This is a genomic window from Rheinheimera soli, assembly GCF_021290985.1.
Classification (GTDB): Bacteria; Pseudomonadota; Gammaproteobacteria; order Enterobacterales; family Alteromonadaceae; genus Pararheinheimera; species Pararheinheimera soli.
The window spans coordinates 40,621-51,733 of sequence record NZ_JAJOYU010000030.1 but is presented as its reverse complement, the minus strand read 5'-3'; the positions used below and the strand labels follow the sequence as shown (position 1 = coordinate 51,733).

Genomic DNA, 11,113 nt, shown 5'->3' with positions numbered 1-11,113 from the left:
GCAGCTATGACTGTCAGGCCAGCAGAAATTAGTAGCAGGGCCGCGCTGAGTAAAAAGGTACTTTGGTAGCCGCTGTGATCGTAAAGCAGACCACCGACTGTCGACCCCAGGGCAATAGACAGCTGCACCATAGCGACAAAGAGGCCACCACCTGCTTCAGCGTCATCCGGAAATACCTGAGCTATCCAGGCCCACCAGCCTACAGGTGCTGCAGTTGCAGTAAGGCCCCATAACCCAAGCAAAAAAAGAACAGCGTGACTCCGATCGCCAAGCAGGATCAGCAGCAGTGCAGTCACAGTCATCACAAGAGGAATAACAATCAGCGTTTGGTAAAAGCGCCATTGCAGGATCTGACCTATAAACACAGTGCCGATAAAACCTGCAGCCCCTGCGACCAGCAAATAAAACGAGATGGCGGCACCTTGCACCCCTGTAACGGTTTCAAGAAAAGGCCGCAGATAAGTGAATAGTGCAAACTGCCCCATAAACATCAGACTGCTGGCAAAAAGCCCAGACAGAACAGCGGGTCGTTTAAGTAAACCAAGTACTTTAAATACCTGACTTTCCTGGTTTCTTTGCGCAGTTGCAGGCATCGAAGGCAAAGAAAGCCACAACCAGCCAAGCGCCATCAACGCTACAGGCACCAGACAAAAAAATGCAAATCGCCAACCCACTGTGGCCCCGAGCCAGGCTCCAAGCGGCGCAGCTATTACGGTAGCCAGAGCGTTACCACCATTGACGATAGCAAGGGCGCGTGGCACCTGATATGAAGGTACTAATCGAATAGCGGTAGCGGCTGACATAGACCAAAACCCGCCGACAACAACGCCAATCAGCGCGCGGCCGAGCATATAGATTTGATAGTCAGGCGCAAAGGCAACAATAGTGCCTGACAAGCCCATGGCCACGGTCAGACCCAGCAGCAAAGTTTTGCGGTCAAGCTTCCCACAAAGTGGCGAAATAAACAGGCTGGTCAGCACAGCAAAAAAGCCGGAGATAGCGATACCCTGACCAGCTAAACCTTCAGTTACGCCTAAATCTTCAGCTAAAGGAGTGAGCAAACTCACAGGCAAAAACTCAGAGGCAACCAGCGTAAAAGCGCACACAGACATGGCAAATACGCTGCCCCAGCTATTCGCCCTCTCAGAAAGCTCCGAAGTATGAGTATGGCTATTCATTTCATCAGCTCTGCCACTGCCAAAAACATGGCTTTATCTTGACAGAGCTTTTATATTTTGATTAGTAGACATAATCTTTATGTAGTTGTGAGAAAAATTCAGCAATGGCACAAGACAAGATGAAGGATTTACAGGCCTTTCTGGCGGTAGCACAGCAGCAAAGCTTTACCAAAGCAGCAGCCATACTGCGGGTTACGCCTTCGGCTTTGAGTCACACCATCCGTGCGCTTGAAGAACGTTTGGGAGTGCGTTTACTTACCCGCACAACACGAAATGTGTCATTGACCGAAGCGGGTGTACGGTTATCAGAGTCCATCACTCCATTGTTTGAGCAGATCAACGCTGAGCTGGACGCTTTGGGTGAACTCAGAGATAAACCCAAAGGCACTATTCGGCTAACCTGCACAGATGATCAAATCCAGCTGCATTTACGCCCTATGCTGGCTAATTTTTTGCGTGATTACCCGGAAATCCAACTGGAACTCTATGTAGATTATGGCTTTACCAACCTGGTTGAAGATCGTTTTGATGCAGGGATCAGGCTTGGAGAATCCATTAGTAAAGATATGATTGCCGTGCGGATAGGGCCAGACTGGCGCTTGGTTGTGGTGGGATCTCCTGACTACTTTGCACGTCACTCAGCGCCATCAGCACCAGATGAACTTACAGAACATGCCTGCATTAATATTCGTCATCGTGTGGCTGGGTCAATTTATGCGTGGGAGTTTGAAAAAGACCAACGCTCTTTTACTGTAAAAGCGGAAGGCCCTCTGGTGTTTAACAGCATTATGCATGTGCTGAATGCAGCTGTGGATGGTATTGGGCTAGCTTATGTACCAGAGCCTCTGGTGGCGTCTTATCTGGCAGATGGCCAATTAAAAATGATCCTAACCGACTGGAGTCCGTATTTTCAGGGGTACCATCTGTATTACCCAAATCGTCGTCAAGCTTCACCTGCTTTTATGGCTTTTGTAGATGCCATCCGATACAGAGAATAAATAGCTTACTGCGTTGTAAAAGTTATGATTATTGAAAATAACTCATCACTGCATAGAGTTTTATTCGGCTAATCGACTGGCGGGTTCACCTGTACAATGGACTATGTATTCTTAGAAAACTGCAGTAAAACCTCAGCACTTCGATGCTGTGGACCCAATGTGAAAAGCTGCCGTAAACAATCAGAGTTGATACATGATAAAAAAACTAGTTATTGGATTTGCCTGTCTGCTGGCTCTACTAGCAGCCTTAACTTATGCCTATTTTCAGCATGCCTTATTCGGCAGCTTACCTTATGGAGCAAAACTGGACAGGATCCAGTCCTCTCCAAACTATGCTCAAGGCGCCTTTAAGAATCAGCTTGAGACGCCTTTTTTGACAAACGGCGCGACCCAGTTATCTATCCGTCTAGAAAACTGGCTTGCCGACAAGAAAATAACCCGGCCTGAACATCTGATCCCCACAGAAAAAACCGATCTGTTTACCCTCAATCCCAAGGATGATCTGGCGATTTGGTTAGGTCACTCCTCCTGGTATCTGCAACTGGGTGGCAAACGCATGCTGATTGACCCGGTGTTCAGCGACTACGCAGCGCCAGTACCTGGCATGATTAAAGCCTTTGACGGTACTAGTTTGTATTCTGCAGCAGATATACCGGCGCTAGACCTGTTACTCATTACGCATGACCACTATGATCATCTGGACTACCATACAATTCTGGCACTCAAACCTTTGGTTAAACAGGTGGTTACAGGTTTAGGGGTAGGAGCGCATTTTGAGCTGTGGGGCTACGATCCAAGTCTTATTCAGGAACTGGACTGGTACGGTGAACTACAGATCAATGCAGATCTGAAGATACATGCCACTCCTGCCCGGCATTATTCAGGCCGCACTTTTACCCGCAATCAATCGCTATGGCTTGGCTTTGTTATAGAAAGCCAGCAACGTCGGCTGTTTTTTAGTGGTGATTCTGGCTATGGATCACATTTTGCGGAGATCCGCAGTAAATATGGCGCCTTTGATTGGGTGACCTTGGATAGTGGTCAGTATGATCCGCGTTGGGCACACTTGCATATGACTCCGGAACAAGCTGCCCAAGCTGCCGATGACCTTAACACTCAAGCTATGACTCCGGCCCATGTTGGGCGTTTTACTCTGGCACCTCATGACTGGTTTGAACCATTTGAGCGTTTGTCGAAAGCGAGCCAAAACTATGATTACCAGCTATGGACTCCTGTGATCGGACAAACCATTTATTTTGATGGCAGGGAACAAGCATTTAAGCCCTGGTGGAAAGCTGCTCTCTAACAGAAAGCAGCATGTTTTTAGCAGATTAGCGATAATGCAATGCAGATATCACATCTTGCAGCTGCGCTGGAACAAGGCTCTTTGTTCCAGCGCTAAGTCTGGATAATCCGTAAATAATCCATCTATGCCCTGCTTGAACAAAGCCTGCATTTCATCAGAATAACTGAATGTAGTTTTTTCATCTTTGGGCATTAAATAGTTCGCTTCAGCCCTGAAGGTATAAGGGTGTACCTTTAAACCCTGCTGCTGGGCCGCTTTGACAAAAGGCTTTAAGTTCAGGCTGTGTTTTTGGTAAATACTGCTACGCCATGGCCCAATACCAGCGGCATAGCTGTGCATAAAGTTCAGGCCTTTGTCGTTGAGTAAAACTGAATAATCCAGAGGTTTGGGCTCTGCTGCTAAAAGGCTGCTGCTGTCTTTGTAAATGGAAGCTAAATCAGTGCTTTGTTGCTGATGATAAAACACATCATAAGGCACAGAAAAACTGTCTTTCGGCGGCAAATAAGCTTTTTCTGTATCACCAATCAGCTGGATCAGCGGAATGTTTAGTTTCAAAGCTGGCATCCACTGTTGTTTTAGCTCCAGTAAATTTTGCACTTCAAAAGACTGAATAAAGACCCGGTTTGGCTCGGTAAAACGCAGCTGCTGTAATTGCTGTACCAGCATTTTGCTGATATCCAGCGCTATGGGGTTCCCTGCTATAGTTTTACCTTCATAACGAAAATAAGTCGGGTGTTTGGTTTCAATATAAAGCCCGACTTTGCGGCCGGTATCGGCCTCAAACTGTTTAACCAAACCCACAATCTCAGCCAGAGTAACAATAGCAAACTTGTCATTGTGCTCTACGCCCTGAGGCCTTAACCCAGGTAAAGGTTCGCGGGCTTTTAACTGCTTTATTTCAGCCAGAGTAAAGTCTTCACTAAACCAGCCCGTGATTGGAATACCATCAATACGTTTGGTGGTTTTACGATCGGCAAACTGCGGCACTACAGCAACATTGGTGGTATGAGTTAAATCATTTTCATGACGGCTGATAAGCTGACCGTCTTTGGTGGGTACTAAATCGGGTTCGATAAAATCAGCGCCCATCCGCATGGCAAGCATATAAGCTTCCAGCGTATGTTCAGGTAAATGACCACTGGCACCACGGTGTGCAATAACTAAAGGAGCAGTCACACAAGCATCAGCGGCAATGGCAACGCCAGATAGCATAGTGAAAGACAACAGGCTCAGAGGCAGCAGGGAAAAACCTTTTTGTATCAGCATATTATTCACACCCTTTGTCACAGCTTTTGCAAAAACTTCATACTAAAACCACAGAATGACAATAGCATGACACAAAATCCAGCAGCTGGGCTTGCCCTGCCCGTCTGGTGTTGAACGCTGTACCATAAAGCTAAGATCAGCGACGTTCCTGCGCCCATAAATATAAGCCGCTGGCCATAATCACCCCAGCGCCAATGAGCAGCGATAAGCTTGGAAACAACTGCCATAGCAGAATATCAAAACCTAAACCCCACACCAGCGCCGTGTATTCAAAAGGCGCAATGACAGAAGCCGGTGCTAAACGAAAAGCTTCGGTAATAAACACCTGACCTATAGCACCACTTAACCCCATCAGCGCTAATAACCACAGATGATCCGAAGATATTGATACCCAATCAGGATAAGCTAAAGCACCAGCACCAAGACCTATCATGGTCATCAGCCAAAACACCATATTGCCGCTGTTGTCAGTGCGGGATAATACCCGAACCGTAATAGCAGAAATGGCATAACAAAGTGCTGAAACCAAAGCCGCCAGCGCGCCTAAACTCAGTAATTGATCGCCTTCTGGCTTTAGCATAAAGAGCACCGCCAGCATACCAATGCCGATAGCAACCCATTGCCTTAGCTGCACATGCTCACCTAAAAACCAAACCGACATCGCAGTGATGAGCAGTGGTGCTGCAAAAAAGATGGCATAAGCATCAGAGAGCGATAAAGTTTGAATGGCATACACAAAAGCCGACAACATCACTATGCCAAGCACGGCTCTTAACAAGTGCAAAGACCAGCGTGAATTGAGTAAATGCTGCACTCTGTTGGTTGTCACTAACCAGACGACTATTAAGGGCCAGGCAAACAAAGCTCGCAAGCTGGTGATTTGCATAGGGCCATAATGTTGCGTCAGTTGCTTCATACAGGCATCCATAGCGCAAAACATGCCAACGGCCAGCAACATACACAGAATTCCCTTGGTCGGTTGATCAACAGCCGGGTGAAGCAGACTTTTCATAACCACCTGATTAATGCAGAAAACAGCGGGCTAGTGTTCAAAAATCCTTAGACTAAAGCAAGTGCAAAAACAGTAAAGATTAAGCCTGATCTGTAAACACAGTGATGCCAGAGATGATGCTGCTTTTGTGGCGCCAAAGCGGCATACAGTATCGTCACAACAGCATGCTGAATAGAAGGACAATTAGCAGCTGTTATCTCTTATCGTCTTTTTCTACAATATCCCCAACTATTTTCCTCAGTTGCTTGATTCCATCGCAGAGTAACTGGCAGAGCAGTTTCAGGTGATTCTGCTCTGTGATGGTGCCACAGACGCCAGCCTTGAACTGGCGCAACAGCATATTTGTAGTTCAGCACGACCAAACTCTTGCCTGTTGTTATGTCAGGCTAATACAGGTGTCAGCGTGGTAAGAAATACTGGTTTAGCCGAAGCAAAAGGCGACTCTATTGGTTTTATCGATGCTGACGATATAGCTGGCAGAGTTGACATTTTATTGTTTTACATCAAGGTACATAAAGCAAAACAGGCGCACACTCTGCTCCGTTCTTGCCTTACCGCAGAACAGGTTGTAAAAGCTACAGGTCTTTTACTTAACCAATCCCAGCCTTGTGTACTTTGCGCCTGATTGCACCTCTGTCATCAGGCGTTTTTTTACATTTGTTCTTGCTGTAAAAATTAGACCGATTTGAACACAAGACGGGCGATCATAAAGGTCGCCTCTACGCTATCTATTTGATCAAAATCATCTATTTTACGGCTAACGCCTGCTGAATTTCAGCTTCTAAATCTTCTGGTTTGGTCAGAGGTGCAGCACGTAAAATCGCCTTGCCGTCCCGACCAATCAGAAATTTAGTGAAGTTCCATTTAATGGATTCTGAGCCTAACAGGCCTGGCTTTTGCTGTTTCAGATTTTTAAATAGGGGCGAAGCGTCCGGACCGTTTACATCAACTTTGGCGAACATGGGAAAAGACACGCCATAGTTCAGTTCACAAAACTCACTGATTTCCGTTTCATTGCCCTGCTCTTGCTTACCAAACTGGTTGCAAGGGAAACCTAAAATCTCCAGGCCCTGATCTTTGTATTTCTGATACAGCTCTTCCAAACCTTTGTATTGCGGCGTAAAACCACATTTGCTGGCAGTGTTCACAACCAGTAGCACTTTGCCCTGATAATCTTTTAACTCGACCGATTGGCCTTTGATGTTGGTCACTGCTAAATCAAAAATTGGGTTTGGCATCATGCGATCCTCTGTTGTTTGGGGTTTCAGTCAAGGCTGAAAGTGAAAACATAATGCCTAACAATTAAATTGCATGCAATTTAATTTTATCGATGGAGTTGAAGCAAAAAACCGAACAAGACAGCAATCACAGTCAGGTTGCAGGTTCGCTGATAAAGCCTAACTTCAGCAAACCAGATTGCTGCACTGCAGCCATGGTTTTGAGTACATGCTCGTAAGGTGCAGCTTTATCACCCCGAATATGGACTTCAGGCTGAGGCTGTTGTTGTGCCTGCTCCGCCAGTTTTAACTCCAGCACCGCGGCCTCAATAGGTAGATCGTCCCAAAATACAGCGCCATCGGCCTTGACCGTTAAAGTGACAGTTTTAGGTTTAATTTGCTGTTTTTCGTTGCTGACACGAGGCAAATCTACCTTTACGCTGTGAGTCAGCACAGGCACAGTGATAATAAATATAATCAGCAACACCAACATCACATCGACCAACGGCGTCATATTAATTTCGCTCATCACTTCATTGTCTGAGTCCAAACCGCCACCAAAAGCCATTTATTTTGCCTCCTTTAAAGGCACAACCACTCTACTGCTTTTTGGCGCTGCGCCCGTCAGAAAATAGGCATGTAACTGATGGGCAAAACGCTGCATTTTGTTCAGCACCTCTTTATTACCACGCTGCAGAGCGTTGTAACCCAACACTGCAGGAATAGCCACAGCCAGACCAAAGGCTGTCATAATCAGCGCCTCACCTACAGGGCCTGCAACTTTGTCGATGCTGGCTTGCCCCGAAACCCCTATGCCCACCAGCGCATGATAAATGCCCCAGACAGTGCCAAATAAACCGACAAAAGGCGCAGTGGAGCCGACCGACGCCAGAATAGCTAAGCCTTTTTGCATCTGCTCGGCACTTTCATCTATAGCGCCCCGTAAACAAGAAACCAGCCATTCAGCAAGCGGTAAATTGCCATGTAAGTCTTGCTGATGACTTTGATGATGATCCAAAGCCGCCTGACCTTCATCGGCCATATAACGGAACGGATTCATGGGTCCTGTTGCTGAGTCGGCCGAACTTAAAATCCGTAAACCTTCGGTAAAACTGTGGGCGTGCCAAAAATCATTGCTGGCTCTGCTGATGCGTTTTAAGCGCCATAAGCTAATGGCCCGGATCACGATCACAGTCCAGCTTGCTACTGACATCAGTAGCAGCATCACAGCCACAGCTTTAATAACAAAGTCACCCTGGGCCCAGAGTGCGGCAATACCATAGGGATTTTCTTGCATGATTTACTCTCTAATGAATTGAATTTAAATTAAAAACCACAGGCTGTACAAACCAGAAATCTATTGGCTGGCCCAACTTCAGCGCAGGTTGATAAGTCCAGCTGCGCACCGCATTCAGTGCCGATTGATCCAGTCGTGCGAAACCCGAACTTTGTTTCAGTTTTAACTGCCCTACTTTGCCATTTTTTAATACCAACACCTGCAGATAGACTGTGCCTTGCTCTTTCAAACGGCGCGATAACATCGGATACAGCGGCGCTTTATTCACCGCATTACTGGCCGATGCAACAGGTGGAGTGGCTGGAGGCTCTGGTTCTGGCTCCGGATTTTCAGTGACGGTTTTGGCTGGTACTGCCGCTGCAACAGCTTCTGGTGCGCTGATAGCAGTGGGTGAAGCTTCTGCAACAGCAGCTGGTTTGAACTGAGCAGCTTTGGGCTGACTGACGTTTTTTTTAGCGACAGCCGGTTTTGGTTGAAGCGGCTTTGGCTTTGGCTTTTTTACTGGTTCTGGTAATGCAGGGCTGGGTTCAGGTTTTTCTGGCTGCGGGACAACTGGAGCTGGAATAATCAGGCCTTCAATGGCTGTTTCCACAACTTTAGCTTGTGGTTCTGTCGAAAGAGTCACAGCTGCTGCAACTAAACTTACATGCACCATCAGTACAAAAATAAATAACAGGGCAGATCCTTTCACCGCTTTTCCACCACATTCATGCCAGATAACAGATCAAAGTATGCCAAACAGGCGTTTTGGGTAACCTGAATTGGACTCTCTGATCTGAAAAGTTAAACCTGGAGTCTATGCAAAGCTGCACGAATCCACAGCGACAGCAGTGCGACAAAGCTTTTATCGCACTGCACTCAGACAGGAATCATGTTATCGATAATAATTCTTATTTGCAAACAGTTTAATACAGAGGGAGCTTTGTATACCTGGTATACAGGCTCTTATTCATGTTTAACGACGGCAGATCAACAAGCGGATCCCCAGTACAGTAGTTAACATCAGCAGTACTAAGCCGATCACGCCCAGTGCCTGATCCAGGCTTTTATGCCCTGTCCACTGCAGGTAATGAGCTTTGTATAAATTGTTAATTAATTCAGTATCTTTACCTTGTTGCGACAAACTCAAACTGTCCCAATCCAATTGAATTTGTACACCGGTCTCTGTGAGAAAACCTTGCTCTGTTTTTTGTAGCTGTTGGCCATAACGCTGCGGGTCGACGCTGATTGCATCTTTAATAAGCAGCTGCAGTTCATCTTCCGCCGGCAGGGAACGTACTGTGAAGTCTTGCGGGTTCAACTGCTGCCAGCCATCTGCTTGTTTCACCAACAGATGTAAACCCAACACAGTTTGCAGCAGTTTAATTTCCAGCCAAGCTGGTTGAGGATTAATTTGAACAGTGTTGCTAATAGGATAGGTTTTAACCGTTAGATACGAAAAAGCAGCCTGATAACCTGGTTTGATAAAAAATACCAGACCAGTAACAGCCCAGATAAAAAATGGCAGAATTAAACACCAGCCTAAAAAGCGATGAACACGACGAGGTAAGGACATCAGACACAAGACTCACTATCGTTGGAAAAACAAAAGTTTAACAGCAATAAGACTAGAGTTAACCGAAAATCTTGCCCGCTGAATCCAACAGCTCTGTGGCACAACAAAGCTGATTGCCACCTGCATGTTTGGCTTTGTACATAGCCCGGTCTGCTGCAGCTAACAGACTGGCTTGATCCTGACCATGCTGCGGGAAAAATGCAATGCCAATACTGGCGGACAATTGCAGTGAGTGTTGTTCAAATAAAAACGGCAACTGAAGTTTAGTAAACAGGTTCTGCAAAATGCTTAACACTGCGGCTTGATCTGTCACAGCATCCATCACTATAACAAACTCGTCTCCTCCTAAACGGGCCACAGTGTCGGTTTCACGCACTGAATGTAGCAAAAGCTCTGCTACTTTTTTTAAACACAAATCACCAGCGGCATGGCCGTACTGGTCATTCACTTCTTTAAATTTATCTAAATCCACAAAACATAAAGCCAGCATGCCCTTCTCACGTCTGGCACGTGCTAATGACTGCTGCAGCCGATCTTCAAACAAAGCTCTGTTAGGTAATTGAGTCAGTGGATCGTAAAAGGCAATGTGCTGCAACTGCTCTAACAGTTGTTTGTGTTTGGTGATATCGCGCGCTACAGCCACCCGCACTTTTTGCTCTTCAGACCAACGGGCAGACCACTGGATATAAGCAATCTGACCATCTTTACGGATGTAGCGGTTTTCAAAATCGATTTTCTGATCGCCAGACATAATTTCGCTGGCGGCCAATAAAGTACGTTCTCTGTCATCCGGATGCACTAATTCAATCATGGGCCGACCGATCATTTCGGTGCTTTTGTAGCCAAAAATTCGCTCACAACCGGAACTCAGATACAAGAAGTGGCCGTTGGCATCAACCACACAAATAGCTTCAAGTAACTGATCGATATAATCACTTAACGAGCCTAACGACGAGCTTGGCATACCACTCCTGCTTGGATCTGTTGAACTGCAATATCAGATACATTTGCACGCCTAGCTAGAATATTGAGGTAGCTACTGCATACAAACGACTCACAGCTCTTTTACTATAGCTATGTCATATCAATAGTGAAGCACAACGTAACAGAGTCAACCTCAGTACACAATAAAAACGATAAAAGTGAAACAAAAACGGGGAGCCGCATCATAAAGAAAGCTGGGGATCAAACGCTAACACCTGATGCTGTCCATCCGCTTTTCAGTTGCGCTTCTTTTGCAACAGGATAAGCTACTGACAAAATACGTGCTCTGACAAAGCATAC

12 protein-coding genes are annotated in these 11,113 nt (G+C 46.2%); 3 read left to right on the top strand and 9 right to left on the bottom strand.

From position 1 onward, the window contains the following. Positions 1-1,178: MFS transporter (locus tag LSG37_RS17270; protein WP_233081053.1), on the bottom strand; the 1,178-nt coding region annotated here is incomplete at its 3' end. Between the two features lie 119 nt (positions 1,179-1,297). On the opposite strand from LSG37_RS17270, the gene LSG37_RS17265 reads away from it, so the two are divergent. After that, a complete protein-coding gene (locus LSG37_RS17265; RefSeq protein WP_233081052.1) occupies positions 1,298-2,176 on the top strand; it encodes a LysR family transcriptional regulator in 879 nt (292 codons plus the stop codon). A gap of 193 nt (positions 2,177-2,369) precedes the next feature. Beyond that, complete coding sequence (locus tag LSG37_RS17260; protein ID WP_233081051.1) at positions 2,370-3,482, top strand: MBL fold metallo-hydrolase; 1,113 nt, start codon at positions 2,370-2,372, stop codon at positions 3,480-3,482. Between the two features lie 48 nt (positions 3,483-3,530). Here LSG37_RS17260 and LSG37_RS17255 read toward each other — a convergent pair whose 3' ends face one another. Continuing rightward, the gene (locus LSG37_RS17255) at positions 3,531-4,748 is read right to left on the bottom strand and encodes a glycerophosphodiester phosphodiesterase family protein (protein ID WP_233081050.1); all 1,218 of its coding nucleotides are present in this window, start codon (positions 4,746-4,748) and stop codon (positions 3,531-3,533) included. Between the two features lie 136 nt (positions 4,749-4,884). Continuing rightward, positions 4,885-5,760 (bottom strand): DMT family transporter, encoded by an 876-nt coding sequence (locus tag LSG37_RS17250; protein WP_233081049.1) that lies wholly within the window; start codon positions 5,758-5,760, stop codon positions 4,885-4,887. Between the two features lie 283 nt (positions 5,761-6,043). Between LSG37_RS17250 and LSG37_RS17245 the strand changes: the two genes are divergently transcribed. Continuing rightward, positions 6,044-6,385, top strand: coding sequence for a glycosyltransferase (locus LSG37_RS17245; RefSeq protein ID WP_233081048.1), 342 nt, complete (start codon positions 6,044-6,046; stop codon positions 6,383-6,385). A gap of 121 nt (positions 6,386-6,506) precedes the next feature. Here the strand turns inward: LSG37_RS17245 and LSG37_RS17240 are convergent, their stop codons facing one another. From LSG37_RS17240 to LSG37_RS17215, 6 genes are all read right to left on the bottom strand, one after another. Then, on the bottom strand, positions 6,507-6,998 hold the full coding sequence (locus tag LSG37_RS17240; protein ID WP_233081047.1) for a glutathione peroxidase: 492 nt from the start codon (positions 6,996-6,998) through the stop codon (positions 6,507-6,509). A 133-nt stretch (positions 6,999-7,131) separates the two neighbouring features. Continuing rightward, on the bottom strand, positions 7,132-7,545 hold the full coding sequence (locus LSG37_RS17235) for an ExbD/TolR family protein (protein ID WP_233081046.1): 414 nt from the start codon (positions 7,543-7,545) through the stop codon (positions 7,132-7,134). Then, entirely contained in the window at positions 7,546-8,274 is a 729-nt protein-coding gene (locus LSG37_RS17230; protein ID WP_233081045.1) for a MotA/TolQ/ExbB proton channel family protein, read from the bottom strand. Between the two features lie 10 nt (positions 8,275-8,284). Then, the gene (locus LSG37_RS17225; protein ID WP_233081044.1) at positions 8,285-8,965 is read right to left on the bottom strand and encodes an energy transducer TonB; all 681 of its coding nucleotides are present in this window, start codon (positions 8,963-8,965) and stop codon (positions 8,285-8,287) included. Positions 8,966-9,229: 264 nt separating this feature from the next. Continuing rightward, complete coding sequence (locus LSG37_RS17220) at positions 9,230-9,829, bottom strand: hypothetical protein (protein ID WP_233081043.1); 600 nt, start codon at positions 9,827-9,829, stop codon at positions 9,230-9,232. 58 nt (positions 9,830-9,887) lie between these two features. Beyond that, positions 9,888-10,793 (bottom strand): sensor domain-containing protein, encoded by a 906-nt coding sequence (locus LSG37_RS17215; RefSeq protein WP_233081042.1) that lies wholly within the window; start codon positions 10,791-10,793, stop codon positions 9,888-9,890. Positions 10,794-11,113 lie beyond the last annotated feature (320 nt).

Coding starts and splice junctions, on each gene's coding strand:
- LSG37_RS17265 (WP_233081052.1), top strand. CDS start 1,298: ATGAAGGATTTACAGGCCTTTCTGGCGGTAGCACAGCAGCAAAGCTTT.
- LSG37_RS17260 (WP_233081051.1), top strand. CDS start 2,370: ATGATAAAAAAACTAGTTATTGGATTTGCCTGTCTGCTGGCTCTACTA.
- LSG37_RS17255 (WP_233081050.1), bottom strand. CDS start 4,748: ATGCTGATACAAAAAGGTTTTTCCCTGCTGCCTCTGAGCCTGTTGTCT.
- LSG37_RS17250 (WP_233081049.1), bottom strand. CDS start 5,760: ATGAAAAGTCTGCTTCACCCGGCTGTTGATCAACCGACCAAGGGAATT.
- LSG37_RS17240 (WP_233081047.1), bottom strand. CDS start 6,998: ATGCCAAACCCAATTTTTGATTTAGCAGTGACCAACATCAAAGGCCAA.
- LSG37_RS17235 (WP_233081046.1), bottom strand. CDS start 7,545: ATGGCTTTTGGTGGCGGTTTGGACTCAGACAATGAAGTGATGAGCGAA.
- LSG37_RS17230 (WP_233081045.1), bottom strand. CDS start 8,274: ATGCAAGAAAATCCCTATGGTATTGCCGCACTCTGGGCCCAGGGTGAC.
- LSG37_RS17220 (WP_233081043.1), bottom strand. CDS start 9,829: ATGTCCTTACCTCGTCGTGTTCATCGCTTTTTAGGCTGGTGTTTAATT.
- LSG37_RS17215 (WP_233081042.1), bottom strand. CDS start 10,793: ATGCCAAGCTCGTCGTTAGGCTCGTTAAGTGATTATATCGATCAGTTA.